At 66.9% G+C, this 21,096-nt stretch carries 18 protein-coding genes and 1 riboswitch; of the genes, 8 read left to right on the forward strand and 10 right to left on the reverse strand.

Features of this window, described 5'->3' with window-relative positions:
- The first annotated feature begins 242 nt into the window (after positions 1 to 242).
- Positions 243 to 1,667, forward strand: a complete 1,425-nt coding sequence (locus FFI87_RS18650) for a DHA2 family efflux MFS transporter permease subunit (RefSeq protein ID WP_138849544.1) — start codon at positions 243 to 245, stop codon at positions 1,665 to 1,667.
- 335 nt (positions 1,668 to 2,002) lie between these two features.
- On the opposite strand, the gene FFI87_RS18655 is transcribed toward FFI87_RS18650, so the two are convergent.
- The 3 genes from FFI87_RS18655 to FFI87_RS18665 form a co-directional block, all read right to left on the reverse strand.
- On the reverse strand, positions 2,003 to 2,746 hold the full coding sequence (locus FFI87_RS18655; RefSeq protein WP_138849543.1) for a 2OG-Fe(II) oxygenase: 744 nt from the start codon (positions 2,744 to 2,746) through the stop codon (positions 2,003 to 2,005).
- A gap of 447 nt (positions 2,747 to 3,193) precedes the next feature.
- Positions 3,194 to 4,786 (reverse strand): inorganic phosphate transporter, encoded by a 1,593-nt coding sequence (locus FFI87_RS18660; protein ID WP_138849542.1) that lies wholly within the window; start codon positions 4,784 to 4,786, stop codon positions 3,194 to 3,196.
- 140 nt (positions 4,787 to 4,926) lie between these two features.
- Complete coding sequence (locus FFI87_RS18665) at positions 4,927 to 5,514, reverse strand: histidine phosphatase family protein (RefSeq protein WP_138849541.1); 588 nt, start codon at positions 5,512 to 5,514, stop codon at positions 4,927 to 4,929.
- 43 nt (positions 5,515 to 5,557) lie between these two features.
- A riboswitch (cobalamin riboswitch) is annotated at positions 5,558 to 5,700 on the forward strand.
- A 33-nt stretch (positions 5,701 to 5,733) separates the two neighbouring features.
- Between FFI87_RS18665 and FFI87_RS18670 the strand changes: the two genes are divergently transcribed.
- The gene (locus tag FFI87_RS18670) at positions 5,734 to 5,943 is read left to right on the forward strand and encodes a CbtB-domain containing protein (protein ID WP_006752367.1); all 210 of its coding nucleotides are present in this window, start codon (positions 5,734 to 5,736) and stop codon (positions 5,941 to 5,943) included.
- A 13-nt stretch (positions 5,944 to 5,956) separates the two neighbouring features.
- Positions 5,957 to 6,679, forward strand: coding sequence for a CbtA family protein (locus tag FFI87_RS18675; RefSeq protein ID WP_012366866.1), 723 nt, complete (start codon positions 5,957 to 5,959; stop codon positions 6,677 to 6,679).
- Between the two features lie 22 nt (positions 6,680 to 6,701).
- Here the strand turns inward: FFI87_RS18675 and FFI87_RS18680 are convergent, their stop codons facing one another.
- Entirely contained in the window at positions 6,702 to 7,610 is a 909-nt protein-coding gene (locus FFI87_RS18680) for a LysR family transcriptional regulator (RefSeq protein ID WP_012366865.1), read from the reverse strand.
- Positions 7,611 to 7,738: 128 nt separating this feature from the next.
- Between FFI87_RS18680 and metE the strand changes: the two genes are divergently transcribed.
- Positions 7,739 to 10,033: a 5-methyltetrahydropteroyltriglutamate--homocysteine S-methyltransferase gene (gene metE / locus FFI87_RS18685; RefSeq protein ID WP_138849540.1), complete on the forward strand. Its 2,295-nt coding sequence runs from the start codon at positions 7,739 to 7,741 to the stop codon at positions 10,031 to 10,033.
- Positions 10,034 to 10,145: 112 nt separating this feature from the next.
- Here metE and FFI87_RS18690 read toward each other — a convergent pair whose 3' ends face one another.
- Entirely contained in the window at positions 10,146 to 11,471 is a 1,326-nt protein-coding gene (locus FFI87_RS18690; protein WP_138849539.1) for an MFS transporter, read from the reverse strand.
- A 53-nt stretch (positions 11,472 to 11,524) separates the two neighbouring features.
- Positions 11,525 to 12,481: an agmatinase gene (gene speB, locus FFI87_RS18695; protein WP_012366862.1), complete on the reverse strand. Its 957-nt coding sequence runs from the start codon at positions 12,479 to 12,481 to the stop codon at positions 11,525 to 11,527.
- 136 nt (positions 12,482 to 12,617) lie between these two features.
- Here speB and FFI87_RS18700 point away from each other — a divergent pair, with 136 nt between their 5' ends.
- On the forward strand, positions 12,618 to 13,529 hold the full coding sequence (locus FFI87_RS18700) for a LysR family transcriptional regulator (RefSeq protein WP_012366861.1): 912 nt from the start codon (positions 12,618 to 12,620) through the stop codon (positions 13,527 to 13,529).
- Positions 13,530 to 13,655: 126 nt separating this feature from the next.
- Here FFI87_RS18700 and FFI87_RS18705 read toward each other — a convergent pair whose 3' ends face one another.
- Positions 13,656 to 14,120, reverse strand: a complete 465-nt coding sequence (locus FFI87_RS18705) for an Lrp/AsnC family transcriptional regulator (protein WP_006752374.1) — start codon at positions 14,118 to 14,120, stop codon at positions 13,656 to 13,658.
- A 134-nt stretch (positions 14,121 to 14,254) separates the two neighbouring features.
- Between FFI87_RS18705 and FFI87_RS18710 the strand changes: the two genes are divergently transcribed.
- From FFI87_RS18710 to FFI87_RS18720, 3 genes are all read left to right on the forward strand, one after another.
- Positions 14,255 to 14,878: a LysE family translocator gene (locus tag FFI87_RS18710; protein WP_012366860.1), complete on the forward strand. Its 624-nt coding sequence runs from the start codon at positions 14,255 to 14,257 to the stop codon at positions 14,876 to 14,878.
- A gap of 262 nt (positions 14,879 to 15,140) precedes the next feature.
- Positions 15,141 to 16,742, forward strand: a complete 1,602-nt coding sequence (locus tag FFI87_RS18715) for a protease pro-enzyme activation domain-containing protein (protein WP_138849538.1) — start codon at positions 15,141 to 15,143, stop codon at positions 16,740 to 16,742.
- Positions 16,743 to 16,815: 73 nt separating this feature from the next.
- On the forward strand, positions 16,816 to 18,492 hold the full coding sequence (locus FFI87_RS18720) for a S10 family peptidase (RefSeq protein ID WP_138849537.1): 1,677 nt from the start codon (positions 16,816 to 16,818) through the stop codon (positions 18,490 to 18,492).
- A 72-nt stretch (positions 18,493 to 18,564) separates the two neighbouring features.
- Here the strand turns inward: FFI87_RS18720 and nadE are convergent, their stop codons facing one another.
- The 3 genes from nadE to FFI87_RS18735 all read right to left on the reverse strand — a co-directional run bounded on the left by nadE (position 18,565) and on the right by FFI87_RS18735 (position 21,013).
- Positions 18,565 to 19,413, reverse strand: a complete 849-nt coding sequence (gene nadE, locus FFI87_RS18725) for an ammonia-dependent NAD(+) synthetase (protein WP_105834846.1) — start codon at positions 19,411 to 19,413, stop codon at positions 18,565 to 18,567.
- A gap of 234 nt (positions 19,414 to 19,647) precedes the next feature.
- Positions 19,648 to 20,517, reverse strand: a complete 870-nt coding sequence (locus FFI87_RS18730; protein WP_138849536.1) for a DMT family transporter — start codon at positions 20,515 to 20,517, stop codon at positions 19,648 to 19,650.
- A gap of 310 nt (positions 20,518 to 20,827) precedes the next feature.
- Positions 20,828 to 21,013, reverse strand: coding sequence for a hypothetical protein (locus FFI87_RS18735; RefSeq protein WP_006752380.1), 186 nt, complete (start codon positions 21,011 to 21,013; stop codon positions 20,828 to 20,830).
- Positions 21,014 to 21,096: the final 83 nt, after the last annotated feature.

The raw sequence follows: 21,096 nt of genomic DNA on the forward strand, positions 1-21,096 counted from the left end.
AGGATGGCCTGATGGGCGAGTAACGTCGCGAATCTTCTGCGAAATTGGCTCAAATACGCGCTTTATTGACATCGGTGGCATGTATGGCCGCCTGCCGAGCCACGTCGAATCTATGCGCATAAAGTGGTTTCGGCACCATGTATCGGCAGCGCGGCGTGCGGACACTTCAGGGTAATATCGCCACTCGTCCGGCTTCCGCGTGTGATTGCCGGTGTGTTCCGCCTTCCGCAACTGCATCGTTCATGACTTCCAGCTCTGCTCAGGGTGATCGGACGACCGACTTCTTGCCGTATCTCGTCGCCGCGACCTTCTTCATGGAGTATCTCGACACGACCGTGATCGCGACCGCGCTGCCGCAGATGGCGCATTCCTTCGGCGTCGGACCGAATGCGCTGAGTCTCGGGATGACGGCCTACATGCTCGCGCTCGCGGTATTCATCCCGATCAGCGGCTGGATCGCAGACCGATACGGTTCCCGCACGGTGTTCGGCAGCGCGATCGTGATTTTTACCGGGGCATCGATTCTGTGCGGGCTGTCCAACGGCGTTGTGACGTTTACGGCCGTACGGGTGCTGCAGGGCGTCGGCGGGGCGATGATGGTGCCGGTCGGGCGGATGATCGTCGTGCGCAGCACGGAGAAAGCACGGCTGATGCGCGCGATCGCGACGATCACGTGGCCGGGTATCGTTGCGCCGGTCGTTGGGCCGCCGATCGGCGGCTTCATCACGACCTATGCGTCATGGCGATGGATCTTCCTGTTGAACGTGCCGCTTGGCCTCGCCGCGCTGGTCTGTACGTGCTTGATCGTGCGGAATACGCGTGCGGACGAACAGCGGCCGCTCGATTGGGTCGGGTTCGTGCTGGCGGGCGGGGCGCTGACCTGTCTGCTGCTCGGTACCGAAACGGCCGGTCAGCAGGATGCGCACTTCACGCGCGCGGCCGTGCTGGTCGGGGCCAGCGTATTGTTCGGCATCGCCGCGTGGCTGCACGCGCGGCGTTGCGCGCACCCGCTGCTCGATTTCACGACACTGAAGGTGCCGACCTTCTCGGTCACGGTGCTCACCGGATCGGTCACGCGGATTGCGGTCAATGCGGTGCCCTATCTGCTGCCACTGCTGTTCCAGATTGGTTTCGGGCTGTCGCCGTTCCAGTCCGGTTTGCTGTTGCTCTCGAGCGCGCTCGGCAATCTGGGCATGAAGGCGGGCACGTCGTGGATCCTCGATCGTTTCGGGTTTCGCCGCGTCGCGCTCGTCGACGTGACGATCGTCGGCTTCTTCACGATCGCATGCGGCTGGCTGACCGCGTCGACGCCGCTCGCGATCACGCTGCTGGTCGTATTCGTCTACGGGCTGACGCGCTCGATGCAGTTCACGACGCTGGCGACCCTCGCCTATGCCGATGTTCCGTCGCACCAGACGAGCGCCGCGAGCACGCTGTGGAGCGCCGCGCAGCAGATGACGATCGGGATGGGGATCGCATTCGGCGCGCTGGCATTGCGGCTCGCCGCGCTGATGCGCGGCGATGCGGCCGGGATTCACTACGTGCTCGACGATTTTCGCTGGGCGTTCGTTGCCGCGGGCGTACTCGCGCTGCTGACGTTGCCGGGTTATGCGCGGCTCGCCTCCGACGCGGGCGATCGACTTCGGGCGAGTGCCGCGCGAGGATAGGTTGAACGGCCGGTCGGGCGTGAATCGCGACGTCGGCATATGGTCGCGCTCGTTGCTCCGCTCACTTGACGGTTCGATTCGTCACGGGCGCGATGAATTTTCGCGCATGCATTTCATGAACTCACTGCTGTGTTGCCGGCGATGCTCAGCCGCCGTGCCGCGCACGCACGACCTCGGGCATGATGCGCTGCCCGCTGCCCGCTGCCCGCTGCCCGCTGCCCGCTGCCCGCTGCCCGCTGCCCATCGCCCATCGCCACCGCGCATCTCCGTCGCCACCGCCGCCCGCCGCCGTCGCCATCCGACGCCGCCCGACGCCACCGCGCTCGCGCCTGCCGTTACTGAGCATCATGAAAGATGATGCCGACCGTATGGCGGTGCCCGGTCCGGATACGGCTCACGCCGTGACGCAGGTTGACGCGATAGACGCCGCGCGTTCCCTGCACGGGCCGGCCGTGGACGGCGAAGATCACGGCGTCGCCTTGTGTCAGCGGCACCACTTCCGCACGCGACTGCATCCGCGGCCGCTGTTCCGTCAGCACGAACTCCCCACCCGTGAAATCCCCGCCGGGCGCCGACAGCAGGATCGCGACCTGCAGCGGAAAGACGTGCTCGCCATACAGGTCCTGATGGAGGCAGTTGTAGTCGTCCGGGCCGTACTGCAGGATCAGCGGCGTCGGTCGCGTTTGTCCCGCCGCATGGCAGCGCTCGAGGAATGACGCGTGGTCGGCCGGGTAGCGGACGTCGATCCCGAGCGCCTGGTTCCAGCGATTCGCGATCGGTGCGAGATGCGGGTAGATCGCGGTTCGCAACGTGTCGACGACCGCCGGCAGCGGATAGGCGAAATACCGGTATTCGCCGCGGCCGAAGCCATGCCGCGCCATGACGACGCGCGAACGGTAAAGCGCATCGCGCGGATAGAGCGACGCCAGCGCCGTGCATTCGTCGGCGCGGAGAAGGCCCGGTACGCGAGCGCACCCATAGCGGTCGAGTTCGGTACCGACGCCGGTCCAATCCACTGCGCTCACGCGTTGTACGAGGTCGGCAGATTCGAGGGCGGGTTGCAGATCGGCAATGTTCACGGGTGTACCTCGTTCGTCAGCGATGGGGATACGGAGTCGTGCGGGCATGTCGCGCGCGCCGGAATATGTGCGGGCGGTCGCAGCGGGATGGTCGGCGACGCGATGTCGGGCAGCGTTGCGAGCACGACCGTGTCCCCGATGAAAGTCGATGAACTCAGTCTAATGTCGCCGGTGCGACGGCGCGCTCCAGATCTTGCGCTTCAATTCGGAAGAAAGGGGCAGATCACGGCACGAGCGGTCGGGCGCAACGACGATTCAGTGCGATACCGGTGCGCGACTGACCGGAATAAGCTCAGCGTAGTGTGCGCGACCGCAAACGCTGACCGGGCTTGTGAGGCGAGGAAGCCCGGAAGCACCGACAGGCGGGGTGAGGCGAACAGACGTAGCACCCGAATCAAATCCTCCACGGCGAGCGACCAACTCCCCGGCCGCTCGCCGCCCATCCGCTCAGGCGATCGACCTGAACAGCCAGTAAAGCCCAGCCGCGAGTGCGATCGACGCCGGCAGCGTCAGCACCCACGCGAGCACGAGGCTGCGCACCGTGCTCCACTGCAATCCGGACCCGTTCGCCGCCATCGTGCCCGCGACGCCCGACGACAGCACGTGCGTCGTCGACACGGGCAGCCCGTACACGTCGGCCGCGCCGATCGTCAGCATCGCGACGAGTTCCGCCGACGCGCCCTGTCCGTACGTCAGATGCTGCTTGCCGATTTTCTCGCCGACGGTCACGACGATCCGCTTCCAGCCGACCATCGTGCCGAGACCCAGCGCGATCGCAACGGCCACTTTCACCCAGGTCGGAATGAACTTGGTCGCATGGTCGAGCTGCTTGCGGTAGTTGTCGATCGCGAGCTTGTCATCGGCGGCGAACGCGGGCTGACCCGCCTTCTCGATCAGGCGAATCGCTTCGGATACCAGATACATCGTGTTGCGCACGTTGTCGACGTCGCCCTGCGGCACGGCCGCCATCGAGCCCGACGAGCCGACCGAGGTCGCGAGCGACGTGGACAGTTGCTGCACGGCCGGCAGCACGGCAGGCGTCATCTCGCGGTGCTGCACGAAGTGCTCGACGTCGGCGCGCGGATTCGCGGACGGCGCGACGCCGTTCGAATATTTCGCGAAGGTCGCGGCGGCCTGGTTCGCGACGGCGACGAAGGTCTGCGATTCGGCCGTCGTGACCGCCTTGTTCAGCGCATACGCAGTCGGCATCGTGCCGATCAGGATCAGCATGATGAGGCCCATCCCCTTCTGCCCGTCGTTCGACCCGTGCGCGAACGACACGCCGGTACACGTGAGGATCAGCAGGCAGCGGATCCAGAACGGCGGCGGCTGATCCTTCGGCGGTTCCTTGTACAGTTCCGGAATCCGCACGACGGCCTTCAGCACGAGCAGCAGCAGCGACGCGCACAGGAAGCCGACGATCGGCGACAACAGCAGCGACTTGCCTACGCCGAGCGCCTGGCCCCAGTCGACGCCGCTCGTGCCCGACGGTCCGTGCATCAGCTGGTTCATCAGCCCGACGCCGATGATCGATCCGATCAGCGTATGCGAGCTCGACGACGGCAACCCGAAGTACCACGTTGCGAGGTTCCAGACGATCGCGGCGATCAGCAGCGCGAACACCATCGCGAAACCCGACCCGCTGCCGACCTGCAGGATCAGCTCGACCGGCAGCAGTTGCAGGATGCCGAAGGCGACGGCCCCGCTGGAAACCATCACGCCGAGGAAGTTCCACATGCCGGACCAGATCACCGCGACGTTCGGCGTCAGCGAGTGGGTGTAGATCACGGTCGCGACCGCATTCGCGGTGTCGTGGAAACCGTTGACGAATTCGAAGCCGAGCGCGATCGCCAGCGCGGCGCCGAGCATCAGGTACGGGAACAGCGACCCCTCGCGCATGGGCGACAGATCGGCGATCAGGTGGGTGGCGATATAGACGGCGCCGGCCGCGAGTACCAGCAGAAAGACGGCATAGCCGACCTGTCGGGTACGTTCGGCGGAGCCGGCGTTATTCGCGGCGGACGAAGCAGGCTGATTCATGGCGGCATCTCGTAAGGTAACCGCAGCCGATCCTAGCTTTTGCTACCAGTCAGTTTGATGACAGTCGGGAGGACGAACCGTTTTCTTGCAGAGATGCAAAGAAAGTGCGCCGTCATTCTTCATATAGTGAGCAGGCGGGCTTACGCATCGGCATCGCGTCGAACGTCGTCCGTGATCGACGTCCAGCCCTCTCCCGACGCGGCGAATACCGTGCACGACAGCGGTGCGACGTCGATGCGGGTCGCCGCCTTCGCGTCCATCCGGCGCCCGTGCGCGATGGCCGCACGCACGATCGCCGCATGCGTGATCGCGACGATATCTCGGTTACATGGCAATGCGCTCAGCCATGCGCCGACGCGGCGCGCGACGTCTTCGAACGATTCACCGCCGTGCGGCGACGCGGCCGGATCGTCGAGCCACGCGCCGAGTTCGTCCGGCACGTCGCGCGCGAGGTCGTGCAGCCGCTTGCCGTGCCAGTGTCCGTAGTCGACATCGCGCAGCGCATCGTCAATGGCCGCGTGCAGCCCGAGCGCGTCGGCGGTCTGCCGCGCGCACCGTGCGGGGCTGCACAGCACGATCGCGCCGGGGGCGCCTGCGAACCGCTCGCGCAGCGCGGCAGCCTCCGCGAGCCCGGGCGTATCGAGCGGATCGTCGGCGGGAAACGCGCCGGTGCGCATCGCGCGGGTCGGCGCGTGCGCGATCAGGCGCAGCGAGGCAGGTTGGGTCATGTCGATGGCCGGAGGGTTCGGAACGGCCGCGCCCGTGATGCGCGGGCCTTCAACACGCGAACGTTCGCGCGTACAATTCGCCCGATACGAAGGGCGGAAGCCGGTGCAAGCCCGGCGCGGTCGCGCCACTGTAACCGCGGATCTTCAATCCCGGAAGCCAGACCTGCCTTCGTATTCCATCCAACATTTGTCGGGGCGCGATTCCCCTGAGGTGCATCCATGAGCGAAGCAGTGCTGAAGCCGGTCGTCGTGCCGGCGCCCATTCCCGTTCGCGAGCTGTTGCCGTGGGCCATCTTCGTCGGCCTGATCCTGTTGCTCGCGCTCTATTTCGTCGGTGCGGAACAGGGAGCAACGTCGCTCGTCCCGGGCATGTACGTGCACGAGTTCGTCCACGACGGCCGCCATCTGCTCGGCTTTCCCTGCCACTGACGCGGAGTACACGATGGTCGGAAAGCTGCTCATGCGCGGGATGCTCGCAGGCATCGTCGCGGGCCTCCTCACGTTCGGTTTCGCCAGAATCGTCGGCGAACCGCAAGTCGATCAGGCGATCTCCTTCGGAGAAAAAGTCGATGCCGCCGACGGCGAAGCGCCGGAGCCCGAACTGGTCAGCCGCCACACGCAGGCCGGCGTCGGCCTGCTGACGGGCGTCGTGACCTACGGCGCGGCATTCGGCGGGCTGTTCTCGCTGGTCTTCGCGTTCGCATACGGGCGAGGCAGCCGCCTCCCGGCGCGGCCGCTCGCAGCATGGCTCGCGGCGGCGGCGTTCGTCGCGCTCGTGATCGTGCCGAGCATCAAATACCCGGCCAATCCGCCGGCGGTCGGCGACCACGACACGATCGGCTATCGCACGGGCCTGTTCTTCCTGATGATCGCGATCTCGGTCGCGACGATGGCGTTCTCGGTCAGCGTGCGTCGTCATCTGCTGGCGAAGCTCGGCCCGTGGAACGCATCGATCGTCGCGGGCCTCGCGTTCGTCGCGATCATCGCGGCCGTGCAGATCGGGCTGCCGTCGATCGATGAAGTGCCGGCCGAATTCCCGGCCGCGGTGCTGTGGAAGTTCCGCGTTGCCGCGATCGGCATGCAGGCGATCATGTGGACGACGATCGGCCTGCTGTTCGGTGCATGGGTCGAACGCGGCGAACGCACCGGCATGCGCGCCGCCTGACGCGCATGGTATCGGGGCGCGCCTAGCGCAGCATGCGCGGCGCGCTCCACGTCGATTCGCGCGCCAGTGCGACGAATGCGGCGAGATAGTCGATCGACGCGTCCGCGTCGCGGATGCCGAGAAAGATCTGTTTCGCGATGCCGTTCTTGCCGAGCTTGACCGGCACGACCGGCATCCGGTCCGCGTATTCATCGGCAAGCCATCTCGGCAGCGCGGCCACGCCGCGCCCGCTCGCCACCATCTGCAGCATGATGTCGGTCGTCTCGATCGACTTGTGGCGCCGCGGCACGATGCCGGCCGGCGTCAGGAACTGGTTGTAGATGTCGAGCCGGTCGTTTTCGACCGGGTAGGTGATCAGCACCTCGTCGGTCAGCTGCTCGGGCGTCACGTAGTCGGCGTTCGCGAACCGGTGCGCATCCGCGACCACCAGCACCTGCTCGTAATCGAACACGGGATCGAAGCGCAGCCCCGGCTTGTTCAGCGGGTCGGGCGTCACAAGTACGTCGATGTCATGGCCGAACAGCGCGCCGATGCCGCCGAACTGGAAGCGCTGCTTCACGTCCACGTCGACGTCCGGCCAACGCGACAGGTATGGCGACACAACCTTCAGCAGCCACTGGTAGCACGGATGGCATTCCATCCCGATGCGCAGCGTGCCGCGCTCGCCCTTTGCATACTGCTTCATCCGCTCCTCGGCGAGCTCGAACTGCGGCAGCAGCCGGTTCGCCAGCTTCAGCAGATATTGCCCGCCCTGCGTCAGCCGCAGGCCGCGGCCCTCCCGATCCCAGATCGGCGTGCCGAGCTGCTGCTCGATCTTCCGGACGGTATGGCTGAGCGCCGATTGCGTGAGGTGCAGCGCGTTGGCGGCTGCGGTCAACGAGCCCTGGCGCTCGACTTCACGGATCACGACGAGATGGAATCGTTCCAGCATGGATATCGCTCACCCTGCAAACACATGAATAAATTTAATGGATGAATGAAATAATGCCATTTTATTTCATGGGATGAAATCCCTATGATGGCTGCCGGATCTTCAATTTCTCTCTGGACGGCAGCTTCATGGTTACGACACACAATCTCGGTTTTCCGCGCATCGGCGCGCAGCGCGAACTCAAGTTCGGTCTCGAACGCTACTGGAAGGGCGAATCGTCGCGCGACGAGCTGAAGGCACTCGGCGCCGAGCTGCGCGAGCGCCACTGGAACGACCAGCGCGACCTCGATCTCGCGCCGATCGGCGATTTCTCGTTCTACGACCAGGTGCTCGACATGAGCTTCACGCTCGGCAACCTGCCGAAGCGCGTGCAGGGCTTCCATGGCGACGTGCTCGACAACTATTTCCGCGTCGCGCGCGGCCGTTCGGCGCAAGGGGCGGACGAGCATACAGCATGCTGCGGCGGCGTTTCCGCCGGCGAAATGACGAAGTGGTTCGACACGAACTATCACTACATCGTCCCCGAATTTCACGCGGACACGAACTTTTCGCTCGATCCGTCGTGCCTGCTCCAGCAACTGGCCGAAGCCCGGGCGCTGGGCGTCGCCGGGAAGCCGGTGATCCTCGGCCCCGTCACGTACCTGTGGCTCGGCAAGGCGAAGGACGATTCGGATCGCCTCGCGCTGCTGCCGAAGCTCCTGCCCGTGTACGGCGCGCTGCTCGACACGCTGACCGCGCAGGGCGTCGAATGGGTGCAGATCGACGAACCGATCCTCGTCACCGAGCTCGACGCCGAATGGCGGCAGGCATTGCGCACCGCGTATGCGGCGCTGGAAACGCGCCGTATCAAGGTGCTGCTCGCCACGTACTTCGGCGCGCTTGGGGACAACCTGACGCTCGCGGCGTCGCTGCCGGTCGACGGCCTGCATGTCGACGCGATCAACGCCCGCGACGAAGTCGACGCACTTGTGCGCGAACTGCCGGCCGACCGCGTGTTGTCGGTGGGTGCGATCAACGGCCGCAACATCTGGAAGACCGACCTGAACGCGACGCTCGACTGGCTCGAGCCGCTCGCGAAGCAACTGGGCGAGCGCCTGTGGATCGCGCCGTCGTGCTCGTTGCTGCACGTGCCGGTCGATCTCGCGAGCGAACAGAAGCTCGACCCGGAGATCCGTTCGTGGCTCGCGTTTGCGCTGCAGAAGCTCGACGAACTGAACGTGCTCGCGACGGCGCTGAATGAAGGCCGCGACAAGGTGGCCGACGCGCTCGCCGCCAACGCCGCCGCGATCGACTCGCGCCGCCGTTCGCCGCGCGTGAACAACCCGGCGGTGAAGGCCGCGCTCGCGCGCATCGACGCGCAGCTCGGCAATCGCGCGAGCCCCTATACGCAGCGCGCGCCGAAGCAATCGGCACGCCTGAACCTGCCGGCCTTCCCGACGACGACGATCGGCTCGTTCCCGCAGACCGCCGACATCCGACAGGCGCGCAGCCAGTTCAAGTCCGGCGCGCTGGATGAAGCCGGCTACCGCGCGGCGATGCAGGCCGAGATCGAGCGCAGCGTGCGCGAACAGGAATCGCTCGAACTCGACGTGCTCGTGCATGGCGAAGCCGAGCGCAACGACATGGTCGAATACTTCGGCGAGCAGCTCGACGGCTACGCATTCAGCCAGTTCGGCTGGGTGCAGTCGTATGGTTCGCGCTGCGTGAAGCCGCCGATCCTGTTCGGCGACATCAGCCGCCCGAAGGCGATGACGGTCGAATGGATCACGTACGCGCAGTCGCTGACGAACAAGCCGATGAAGGGCATGCTGACCGGCCCGGTGACGATCCTGAACTGGTCGTTCGTGCGCGACGACCAGCCGCGCTCGGTGTCGTGCTACCAGCTCGCGCTCGCGATCCGCGACGAAGTGCTCGATCTCGAGAAGGCCGGCGTGCGCGTGATCCAGATCGACGAGGCCGCGCTGCGTGAAGGGCTGCCGCTGCGCCGCGCGCAATGGGGCGAGTACCTGAAGTGGGCGGTCGAGGCGTTCCGCATCACCGCGAACGGCGTGCAGGACGACACGCAGATTCACACCCACATGTGCTATTCGGAGTTCAACGACATCATCGCGTCGATCGCCGACATGGACGCGGACGTGATCACGATCGAGACGTCGCGCTCGGACATGGAGCTGCTCGACGCGTTCGACAGCTTCAGGTATCCGAACGAGATCGGGCCGGGCGTGTACGACATCCATTCGCCGAACATCCCGACGCAGGATCACATCGTCGGCCTGATGAAGAAAGCGGCCGAGCGGATTCCGGCGGAACGCCTGTGGGTGAACCCGGACTGCGGGCTGAAGACGCGCCAGTGGGCGGAAGTGATTCCGGCGCTGACGAACATGGTCGCCGCCGCGAAGACGCTGCGCAATCAGGTGCAATGACGGGCAGCCCGCCGCGCGCCCGCCGTCGCGATCGATGATCGGGCAGCAGGCGAAAAAAAAGGCGGCCCGCAGGAGCGGGCCGCCGTTCGTCATCCTTGCTTGCTAGTGTGCGTTACACGGTGCGTGCGCCGCGCGGCAGCGCCTGGCCTTGCTTGCCGGTCGCGCCCGCATCATCGATGCTGACGCGCCGCGAGATCAGCCACACGCACAGCGACGACAGCACGGCGGCACTCGTGTACTGGATCGCGAGCGGCCACCATTGCGGCGCGACGTTCTGCGCGATCAGCGTCGCGACGAGCGGCGTCAGGCCGCCGGCGAGCGCGCCGCACACCTGGTATGCGATCGAGATCGCCGTGTAGCGGATGCGCGCGATGAAGATGCCGCTGACGAAACCGGCGACCACCGAGTAGTAGCCCGATTCCGCGAGCGTCGCGAGGCCGACGCCGACCGTGATCGACAGCGGCGTGCCCATGTGCACGAGCGGCAGCATCACGAACGGCACGATCGCGGCCCAGGCGCCGGTGATCAGCAGCACGCGCGTCGTGCCGAAGCGCTGCGCGAGGAACGCGGCGGCGAGCTGCACGACGAACTGCAGCACGGCGACAATGGTCATGCAATGCAGCACCATCGACCGGTCGAGCGACAGGAACTGCGTCGCGTAGCTGATCATGAAGATGTTGCTGAAATACACGCCGGCGATCCCGTACACGTTCGCGCCGATCGCGAGCAGCAGCAGCGGCCAGTACTTGAGCGCTTCGCGCACCGGGTTTTGGGCGGTGTTGCCGCTCTTCCTGACTTCCTCGAACTCGGGCGACTCCGACACGCTCGCGCGGATCACGAAGCCGACCACCAGCAGCACGGAACTCGCGAGGAACGGCACGCGCCAGCCCCAGCTCATCATGTCGTCCCTGGACAGCGTGCTGATCGCGCCGAACGCGAGCATCGACAGGATCAGGCCGCTCGCGCTGCCGAGCTGCGCGAACGACGCGAAGAACGTGCGCTTGCCTTCGGGCGCATGCTCGCCGGCGAGCAGCACCGCGCCGCCCCATTCGCCGCCGACCGCGATGCCTTGCAGCACGCGCATCAGCACGAGCAGGATCGGTGCGATCACGCCGGCCTGCGCGTGGGTCGGCAGCAGGCCGATCGCGACCGTCGACACGGCCATCAGCATCAGCGTCGCGAGCAGCGAACGCTTGCGGCCGAAGCGGTCGCCGAGATAGCCGAACATCACGCCGCCGAGCGGCCGCGCGAAGAAGCCGACCGCGAACGAACCGAACGACGCGAGCAGGCTGACGAAGCGGTTTTCACCGGGAAAGAACAGCGGCCCGAACACGATGGCGGCGGCGGTCGCGTAGCTGTAGAAGTCGTACCACTCGATCGTGGTGCCGACGAACGATGCGAGCGCCGCCCGCTTCGGTTGTTTGACGGAAGTCCCCATCTGTCTTGTGCTCCTCTGGAATCCTCTGATTTGGAATAGGTCGTGCGGCCGGGTCAGTCGCGGTATGCGACGCCGGGCAGCACGCACAGCAGCTCGTAGGCGAGGTTCGCGCCGAGCAGCGCCGTGGTGCCGAACGGGTCGTACGGCGGCGCGACTTCGACGAGATCGCAGCCGACGATGTTCAGCCCCTTCGCGCCGCGGATGATCTCGAGCGCCTGCGGCACGGTGAGACCGGCGATTTCCGGCGTGCCGGTGCCGGGCGCATAGGCCGGGTCGATGCCGTCGATGTCGAAGCTGATGTAGACGGGCGTGTCGCCGATGCGCGCGCGCACTTCTTCCATCAGCGGCGCGAGCGACTTGTTCCAGCATTCCTCGGCCTGGACCACGCGGAAACCCTGCTCGCGGCACCAGTCGAAATCCTCCGCCGCGTAGCCGGTGCCGCGCAGGCCGATCTGCGTGACCTTGTCGCCGTGCAGCAGGCCTTCCTCGACCGCGCGGCGGAACGGCGTGCCGTGCGCGATCTTTTCGCCCATCATCGTATCGTTCACGTCGGCGTGCGCATCGACGTGAATCAATGCAACCTTGCCATGCTTGCGGTGGATCGCGCGCAGGATCGGCAGCGCGATCGTATGGTCGCCGCCGAGCGTGATCGGCTTGCAGTCGTGCTCGAGGATCGCGTCGTATGCGGCCTCGATGCGCGCGATGGAATCGTGCAGGTTGTACGGGTTGATCGCGACGTCGCCGATGTCGGCGATCTGCAGCGAATCGAACGGCGCGGCGCGCGTGGCCATGTTGTACGGGCGCAGCAGCACGGATTCGGTGCGGATCTGGCGCGGGCCGAAGCGTGCGCCGGTGCGGTTGGAGGTGCCGAGATCGAACGGGACGCCGACGAAGCATGCGTCGAGGCCCGCGGCGCTCGCCACGTGCGGCAGGCGCATCATCGTCGCGATGCCGCCGCAGCGCGGCATTTCATTGCCGCCGAGCGGCTGGAAATGGGTGTGGTCGTTCATGGTGTCTCTTCCGATGTGGGGTTGCCGTATCATGCGACGCGGTCTGGCGCATAGTCTTACGCGTCCGACCGCAAAGAAGAATGCGAAGATATCGACGTAAACATCGATCTTCATCGATGTATGGAAGGGGAATAGCGTGCTGGGGAATCTGTCGACCCTCGATCTGCGGTTGATCCGCGTGTTTCTCGCGGTCACGGACGCGGGCGGCGTGTCGGCCGCGCAGGCGATGCTGAACGTCGGCCAGTCGACGATCAGCGCGCAATTGTCGTCGCTCGAGACACGGCTCGGCTACCGGCTCTGCGAGCGCGGCCGCAGCGGCTTCCGGCTCACGCCGAAGGGCGAGCGGTTCCATGCGATGAGCCGCAAGCTGCTCGCGGCGCTCGACGAATTCGGGATGGCGGCGCGGCACATGGACCGCCAGCTGGTCGGCACGCTGAACATCGGCCTGATCGGCCATACGCCGATCAGCCAGAACGCGCGTATCGCCGAGGCGATCGCCGCGTTCCGCACGCGCGACCAGGCCGTGCGCTTCTCGATCTCGGTGCGCCCGCCGGGCGATCTCGAGGAGAAGCTGCTGAGCGACGAGATCCAGATTGCCGTCGGCTATTTCTGGCATCGCGTGCCGTCGCTGCATTACACGCCGCTGTTCATCGAGCGGCAGATCGCATATTGCGGGCGCGGCCATCCGCTATTCGACGCGGCCGGCGCGCTGACGCCGGCCGACGTCGCGGGATTCGAGTGGGCGTGGCGCTCGTATCCGCTACCGGAGGCGCAGATGTCGACGACGCCCGACCGCGTGACCGCGACCGCCGACAACATGGAAGCCGTCGCGCTGCTGATCCTGTCGGGCCATCACCTCGGTTATCTGCCGCAGCACTTCGCGGCGCCGTACGTCGCGCAGGGGCTGCTCGCGCCGCTCAATCCCGAGCAGCTGCGCTACGACGTCACGTTCCATATGGTCGTCGCGCGCGACGGGCGCGGCAATCCGCTCGTGGAAGCCTTTCTCGAGGATCTCGAGCACGCGCACCAGGCGCCCGACGCCGTGTGAGGGCCGGTGGCGTCAAACAGGTGAAACACGTGTTACGTGGCGGGCGGCCAATCGCCCACATCGATGCGCGTCGAAGTGACGGGGCGCGTGCGGTAACGTACCGCTTGCCGCCGTTGGGCCGCCGCATCACGGCACCGGCAACCCCGCGTCGTGCTTCACCTCCCGCAGCGAAAGCGCGGATTCGATCGACGTCACGCCGGGCAGCATCCGCAGCGAATCGCGAATGAACGTGCCGTAGTCGTCGAGATCGCGCGCGACCACCTGCAGCAGATAGTCGGCCGTGCCCGCGACGTTGTGGCACGCGAGGATCCGCTCGATGGCCAGCACTTCCCGTTCGAATCGATCGGCGACCTTGCGGTCGTGCGTCGCGAACCGCACGAGCACGAACGCGACGACGCCGTAGCCGAGCGCCTGGCGCGACAGCTGCGCGCGGTAGCGCTCGATGTAGCCGTCGTTTTCGAGACGTTTCAGGCGCCGTGCGCATGGCGTCTCGGACAGGCCGACGGAATCGGCGAGGCGCGCGATCGGTAGCCGGCCGTCGCGCTGCACCGCGGCGAGAATCGCGCGATCGGTTTTGTCGAGTTCGGTCATCTTGGCGGAATCCGTGTTGTGGTCTCGGGATTGTGGCGGATTCCGCTACGGATCGCCAATTCATGCCCCTATAAGGCCAATATTCCCTCTACCTTCAGCGGCAACATATCGTCATTGAAGGACGGGGGCAGACCATGATTTCCACGCATTTGCTGTTGATTTATCTCGCCGCGCTGGCGGCCATCTACGCGGTGCCGGGCCCCGACATGGCGCTCGTGCTGCAGACCAGCATCGGTCGAGGCGTGCGCCCGGGGATGGCGGCGGCGGCCGGCCTGTCGCTGTCGCGCACCGCGCACGTGACGCTGTCCGCGTGCGGCGTCGCGGCGTTGATCCGCAGCGCGCCGTGGCTGTATGAAGCGATCCGCTACGGCGGCGCGCTGTATCTCGCGTATGTCGCGATCCAGGTGTTCCGCTCGCCGGTGTTCGCACTCGGCGACGGCGACGCGGCCGCCGCGGGCGAGCTGCGTCAGTCGTTCTTCAAGGGGCTGCTGACGAACCTGCTGAACCCGAAGGCGCTGCTGTTCTGCTCGGTATTGCTGCCGCAATTCGTGCGGCCCGAGGCCGGGCCTGTCGTGTGGCAGATGTTCGAACTCGGCGCGATGCTCGTCGCGACCGGCGTGTGTTTCGACCTCGCATGCGTGTTCGGCGCGTCGCGCATCGCCGCGTGGATGCGCGCGCATCCGCTCGCGCAGACGGTGCAGCGCTGGACCTTCTCGGCGGCGCTGATCGGCTTCGCGCTGCGCCTGTCGATGGACTGAGCCGCACCATCGCACTGCACCGCGCAGGTTGACAGGCCGTGCGGTGCAGTGCAGCAACGAACGCCGCGCGACAATGCCGGCCTTCGCGCACGTGCCCGCCACGCCCAGGGCGCGCGCAAATCATCTGACTGTTCTAAACTTCCTTTGACTTCGCGCTGCCGCGAACCGACGACCGGACGGAACCGTCCGCCGCCGACCCTGTCCGATTTCCTGGCTGTTCCGTGCAACGCCTGTGCAACGCGGTACCAAGGAGGGTCTGAACATGGCAAGGCATCTTCAAGCCGACCGTGAACCCCGTATCGTCGCCGAGTCCAAGTGCCTCGGTCAGTGCGATCCGGCGGAACGCATCCACGTCACGATGATGTTGCGGCGGCAGGAAGAAGGGCAACTCGACGCATTGGTCAATCAGCTCGCCGCTGGCGACACCGACGCAAAACCGCTGTCGCGCGACGCCTTCGCGCAGCGTTTCTCCGCCAATCCCGACGATATTCGCAAGACCGAGGACTTCGCCCACCGTCACCAGCTGACGGTCGATCGCGTCGATCCGGTCGAAAGCGTCGTCGTGCTGTCCGGCACGATCCAGCAGTTCGAGGCGGCATTCAGCGTGAAGCTCGAGCGTTTCGAGCATCGCGCGATCGGCCAGTATCGCGGCCGCTCGGGCCCGATCGCGCTGCCGGACGAGCTCGGCGACGTCGTCACGGCCGTGCTCGGGCTCGACAGCCGGCCGCAGGCGCGGCCGCACTTCCGGCTGCGTCCGCCGTTCAGGCCCGCGCGCGGCGCCACCTCGGTCACGTTCACGCCGCCCCAGCTCGCGTCGCTGTACGGCTTTCCGGCCGGCGATGGCGCCGGGCAATGCATCGCGATCGTCGAACTCGGCGGCGGCTATCGCGCGACCGACATCCAGCAGTATTTCCGCGGGCTCGGGATCGACAAGCCGCCGACGGTCGTCGACGTGAACGTCGGCACCGGCCGCAACACGCCGACCGGCGATGCGAACGGCCCGGACGGCGAAGTCGCGCTCGATATCGAGATCGCCGGTGCGATCGCGCCGGCCGCGAAGATCGCGGTCTACTTCGCGCCGAACAGCGACGCGGGCTTCATTCAGGCCGTCAACGCGGCCGTCACCGACAAGACCAACCGGCCGTCCGTGATCTCGATCAGTTGGGGCGGCCCGGAAGCGATCTGGCAGGCGCAGTCGGCCCATGCGTTCAACCGCGTGCTGCAGGCGGCGGCCGCGCAGGGGATCACGGTGTGCGCGGCGTCGGGCGACAGCGGCTCGGGCGACGGGCTGCAGGACGGTGCCGATCACGTCGACTTCCCGGCGTCGAGCCCGTACGTGCTCGGCTGCGGCGGCACGCAGCTCGATGCGCTGCCGGGGCAGGGCATTCGCAGCGAGGTCACGTGGAACGACGAGGCGGGCGGTGGCGGCGCGGGCGGCGGCGGCGTCAGCACGATGTTCGACGTGCCGGCCTGGCAGAAGGGGCTGACCGTCGCGCTCGCCGACGGCAGCAGCAGGCCGCTCGCGAAGCGCGGCGTGCCGGACGTCGCCGGCGATGCGTCGCCGCAAACGGGCTACGAAGTGTCGATCGCGGGAACACCCGCGGTGATGGGCGGCACGAGCGCGGTCGCGCCGCTGTGGGCCGCGCTGATCGCCCGGATCAACGCGGCGGCGAGTGCGGCGGCCGGCGCATCGGCCGGCTGGATCAATCCCGTGCTGTACAAGCATCCGGGCGCGCTGCGCGACATCACGAAAGGCTCGAACGGCACGTATGCGGCAGCGTCCGGCTGGGACGCGTGCACGGGCCTCGGCAGCCCCGACGGCGCGAAACTCGCGGCGATCCTCGCGCGCAAGCCATCGCGCTGACGCGCAGGCACAGGCCTTTCCATGTGACGCGGGTTCCTTGCCCGCGTCTTTTTTCACCTCCAGGAGCAGCACGATGGGCATCGATTCCGCATCTTCCGGCGGCGTGTATCCGCTGCATCACGGCGACCACAATTCGCATAGCGTGCCGCCGACCGTCAATCCCGTCGCGCTGAGCCACGGCCGCGACCAGCCGTTCTTCGATCCGGTCGCGTACGGCAACGGCCCCGACGACTCGGTGACCGACACGACCGAAGCGGCCGCGATCACGCACCACACGATCCTGATCGGCGGCAAGCGGATCGCGTATACGGCAACGGTCGGCCATCTCGTGACGGTCGACCCGAGCAGTTCGCAGCCGGCCGCGAAGATCTTCTACGTCGCCTTCACGGCCGACGGCGCGAAGGAGGAGACGCGGCCCGTCACGTTCTTCTACAACGGCGGGCCCGGTTCGTCGTCGGTGTTCGTGCTGCTCGGCTCGTTCGCGCCGAAGCGCATCAAGACGTCGATGCCGGGGTTCACGCCGCCCGCGCCGTACCAGATCGAAGACAACCCGGACAGCATGATCGACCACAGCGACCTGGTGTTCATCAATCCGGTCGGCACCGGCTATTCGGCGGCCGTCGCGCCGAACAAGAACCGTAATTTCTGGGGCGTCGACCAGGATGCGGATTCGCTGAAGCAGTTCATCAAGCGCTACCTGACGAAGAACAACCGCTGGAATTCGCCGAAATACCTGTTCGGCGAGTCGTATGGCACCGCGCGCAGCTGCGTGCTCGCGTACAAGCTGCACGAGGACGGTGTCGACCTGAACGGCGTCACGCTGCAGTCGTCGATCCTCGACTACCGGCAGGCCGGCAACCCGGTCGGCGCGCTGCCGACGGCGGCGGCCGACGCCTGGTATCACAAGAAGCTTGGCGTCAAGCCGGCGCCGACCGATCTCGGCGCGTTCATCGAGGAAGTCGCGCAATTCGCGCGCACCGATTACCTGAAGGCATTGCGCAACGTGCCGCATGCCGACCCGGCCGCCGTGCGGAAGCTGTCGGACTACACGGGCATCGACACGGCGACGCTGCAGACGTGGGGGCTCGACATCGCCGGTTACAACGCGCGCGGCAATTCGCTGTTCCTGACGACGCTGCTGCAGGCGCAGGGGCTCGCGCTCGGTTCGTACGACGGCCGCGTGACGGCGATCTCGACCGGTATCGCCGGCAAGATCGATCCGAACTCGGGCGGCAACGATCCGACGATGACGGCCGTGACGGGCGTCTACACGGCGATGTGGAACAGCTACCTGAACGAGCAGTTGAAGTTCACGTCCAACTCGGCGTTCACGGACCTGAACGACCAGGCGTTCCAGAACTGGGACTTCGGCCATATCGATCCGACCGGCGAGCAGCAGGGTATCGACGCGAAGGGGAACGTGATCCTCTACACGGCGGGCGACCTCGCCGCGGTGATGGCGCTTAACGTCGACCTGAAGGTGCTGTCGGCGAACGGCTTGTACGATTTCGTCACGCCGTTCTACCAGACCGTGATCGACCTGCAGCAGATGCCGCTCGAGGATCAGAAGGTGCGGCAGAACCTGTCTGCACGCTTCTATCCGTCGGGGCACATGGTGTATCTCGACGGCGGGTCGCGCACCGCGCTCAAGCGCGATCTCGCGATGATGTACGACGCGACGGTCAGCGATACGGGCGCGCGGCTGCGGATTCGCGCGCTGCAGGCGAAGAAGGCGGACGGGCACGCGTAGCGTAGCCCGTCGTGCACGTGCCGCGCGCGACCGTTACGGTTCGCGCGGCGCGGTTCGACTTACGTGGTCGACTCAAGCGGTCGGCCAGTCGAACGGCGTATACGGCAGCGCGCGCTTGTGGCGCGAACCGTCGTAGAAGCGCAGCACCGTCTCGTACACCGTGTCCGAGACGGTCTTGCCTTCGAGGAAATCGTCGATTTCGTCGTAGGTGACGCCGTATGCGTGCTCGTCGGGGCGCAGCGGACGCAGTTCCTCGAGGTCGGCGGTGGGCACCTTCATCACGATCAGTTCGTCGCCGCCGAGCGCGCGGGCGACCGCACGCACGCGGCGCTTGCTCAGGCCGGCAAGCGGAAGCACGTCCGCGCCGCCATCGCCGAATTTCGTGAAGAAGCCCATCAGCGATTCGGCCGCGTGGTCGGTGCCGATCACGATGCCGCGCCGCGCGCCGGCGACCGCGTACTGCGCGATCATGCGCTCGCGTGCCTTGATGTTGCCGTGCACGAAGTCCTGCTGCGCCGGGGTTTCGAACGCGTGGCCGGACGCGACCAGCGATGCGAGCATCGCGTCGGCGGCGGGCTTCACGTCGACCGTGAACGTCTCGTCCGCGCGCACGAAGGCGAGCGCGCGCTGCGCATCGGCTTCGTCGTTCTGCACGCCGTTGGGCAAGCGCATCGCGATGAAGCGGGCATCGTAGCCGCCGGCGCGCAATTGTTCGACCGCCAGCTGCGCGAGCCGCCCGGCCGTCGACGAATCGACGCCGCCGCTGATGCCGAGCACGTAAGTCCGCAGGCCGCTCGAACGAAGGTACTGCGCGAGGAAATCGACGCGCCGGGCGATCTCGGCGTCGACGTCGAAGTGCGGGGCGACGTTCAGTTCGGCAATGATCGCGCGTTGGCGGCTGGCGTAATCGGCGGATGTCATGGGGGTGGTTCCGGAACGAAATGCGAGGCGCCCATCATAAGCGCAATCGAGGCGCGGCGCCGCGCCGGGCATGCGATCCGGCGGCTTCGCGTTGCATCGGCGAGACGCGGTGCATCGTCATGGTGCAGCGCGCGCGGCGGCGCACCCGGGCGTGCCGGCGGATGCTTCGTTTCGATGCAGGGTGAGGCGGCAGTGACGGGCGCTTCCTATCGTAGGATCGCCTGACCGCCTGCGTCAGCGCCGGGCGAGCACCACACCCACCAGCGCAAGTGCGAAGCCGGCGAGCTGGACGGTCGCGAGCGTTTCGCCGAACAGCAGATATCCCTGCAACGCGGCGAGCGGCGGCGCGAGGAACAGCAACGACGTCGCGCGCGCCGCGTTGCCCCGCCGCAGCATCCACATCAGCATCGTGACCGCGCCGCCGGACAGGAACACGACGCCCCACACGAGCGAGATCCACAGCGCCGGCGCGCCGATCCAGCGCGTTTCATGCAGCAGCACGACGAAGACGGCCGCGACGATCGCCGCGCCGAGGTTCTGCACGGCGACGGCCGTGCGCAGGTCGTTCTGCGCGAGCTTGCCCTTCTGGTACAGCGAGCCGGCGGTGATCGAGCCGACCGCCAGGATCGATACGGTCACGACGAACCATGCGGGCGCGGCGCCCGGCGGCGGCGCGACGCCGCCCGCGACCTTCGGCGCGAGCACGAGCGCCACGCCGGCAAGCCCGAGCGCCATCCCGAGCCAGCCGCGCGCGGGCAGTCGCTCGTTGAACAGCGGCACGGCGAGCACGGCGGTGGCGAGCGGCTGCAGCGCGCCGAGCAGCGCCATCACGCCCGCATTCAGCCCTTGCGCGACGGCCCAGTAGCTGGCGCCGAGATAGACGCCCTGCAGCAGCGCGCCGGCGATCAGGTGGCGCGGCCATTCGCGGCGGGCCGGCCACGGCGCGCGCGCGACGAGTGCGACCGCGCCGAACAGCACGGCGGTGCCGGCGAAACGCGCGAGCAGGAACAGGTTCGGATCGGCGTAGGGCTTGATTGCCCGGGCGACGATGAAGCCGGTGGACCACAGCGCGACGAAAGCCGCGGCGACGAGCGAGGTAAACATGCGTGGCGGGCCGCGATACGGCCGGACGAATCGTGAAGTCGGTCAGTATCGGATGAAGCGGTGCCGCCGTCTTGTCGGATTCTGCACTCGGTCGTCGCGCGTGCGGGATGCATGCAGCGGCATGCGCCGCGCGCTAGCGTGCCGGCCGTTCGGTCAGCGGCCGGCCGGCTGAAAGGCCCGCCGCATGAAGGCGTGCCGTGGCGCGGGCAAAGGAACAGAGATCCGTCGAGCCGGCCGTCCGGTTATTACCTGGCCGGGCGAAAGGGCCGCGCCACGAAGGCGCCCCGTGGCGCGGGCAAAGAAACGGAGGTCAGTCGAGCGAGAACGTGTCGAGTGGCTGGTTGGCGCGCGCGTCGGTCGCGAAGCGCGCGGCGAGTTGTTCGTACAGCCGGCGCGCTTCGTCGAGCGTCAGGTCGATCCAGTACGGATCGCCGGCCCCGTCGTTGAGTCGTTCCGGCGAAAACTGGATTTCGAGCACACTGCCTTTGCGATACATTGCGCAAGCCCCTTGATGGTCTGTCGTTAGGCGAAGCGCAAAGTGTAGCAATCACTTGCAGCGCCGATTCGCGCGCATCCGGC

The sequence above is a fragment of the Burkholderia sp. KBS0801 genome (assembly GCF_005937855.2).
In the GTDB taxonomy this organism is placed as follows: domain Bacteria; phylum Pseudomonadota; class Gammaproteobacteria; order Burkholderiales; family Burkholderiaceae; genus Burkholderia; species Burkholderia ambifaria.

What these genes read in the sequence shown, in the direction of transcription:
- FFI87_RS18710 (WP_012366860.1), top strand. Translation starts at nt 14,255, where the DNA reads ATGATTTCCACGCATTTGCTGTTGATTTATCTCGCCGCGCTGGCGGCC.
- FFI87_RS18660 (WP_138849542.1), bottom strand. Translation starts at nt 4,786, where the DNA reads ATGAATCAGCCTGCTTCGTCCGCCGCGAATAACGCCGGCTCCGCCGAA.
- speB (WP_012366862.1), bottom strand. Translation starts at nt 12,481, where the DNA reads ATGAACGACCACACCCATTTCCAGCCGCTCGGCGGCAATGAAATGCCG.
- FFI87_RS18690 (WP_138849539.1), bottom strand. Translation starts at nt 11,471, where the DNA reads ATGGGGACTTCCGTCAAACAACCGAAGCGGGCGGCGCTCGCATCGTTC.
- FFI87_RS18705 (WP_006752374.1), bottom strand. Translation starts at nt 14,120, where the DNA reads ATGACCGAACTCGACAAAACCGATCGCGCGATTCTCGCCGCGGTGCAG.
- FFI87_RS18735 (WP_006752380.1), bottom strand. Translation starts at nt 21,013, where the DNA reads ATGTATCGCAAAGGCAGTGTGCTCGAAATCCAGTTTTCGCCGGAACGA.
- FFI87_RS18650 (WP_138849544.1), top strand. Translation starts at nt 243, where the DNA reads ATGACTTCCAGCTCTGCTCAGGGTGATCGGACGACCGACTTCTTGCCG.
- FFI87_RS18665 (WP_138849541.1), bottom strand. Translation starts at nt 5,514, where the DNA reads ATGACCCAACCTGCCTCGCTGCGCCTGATCGCGCACGCGCCGACCCGC.
- FFI87_RS18720 (WP_138849537.1), top strand. Translation starts at nt 16,816, where the DNA reads ATGGGCATCGATTCCGCATCTTCCGGCGGCGTGTATCCGCTGCATCAC.
- FFI87_RS18675 (WP_012366866.1), top strand. Translation starts at nt 5,957, where the DNA reads ATGGTCGGAAAGCTGCTCATGCGCGGGATGCTCGCAGGCATCGTCGCG.
- metE (WP_138849540.1), top strand. Translation starts at nt 7,739, where the DNA reads ATGGTTACGACACACAATCTCGGTTTTCCGCGCATCGGCGCGCAGCGC.
- nadE (WP_105834846.1), bottom strand. Translation starts at nt 19,413, where the DNA reads ATGACATCCGCCGATTACGCCAGCCGCCAACGCGCGATCATTGCCGAA.
- FFI87_RS18670 (WP_006752367.1), top strand. Translation starts at nt 5,734, where the DNA reads ATGAGCGAAGCAGTGCTGAAGCCGGTCGTCGTGCCGGCGCCCATTCCC.
- FFI87_RS18730 (WP_138849536.1), bottom strand. Translation starts at nt 20,517, where the DNA reads ATGTTTACCTCGCTCGTCGCCGCGGCTTTCGTCGCGCTGTGGTCCACC.
- FFI87_RS18680 (WP_012366865.1), bottom strand. Translation starts at nt 7,610, where the DNA reads ATGCTGGAACGATTCCATCTCGTCGTGATCCGTGAAGTCGAGCGCCAG.
- FFI87_RS18715 (WP_138849538.1), top strand. Translation starts at nt 15,141, where the DNA reads ATGGCAAGGCATCTTCAAGCCGACCGTGAACCCCGTATCGTCGCCGAG.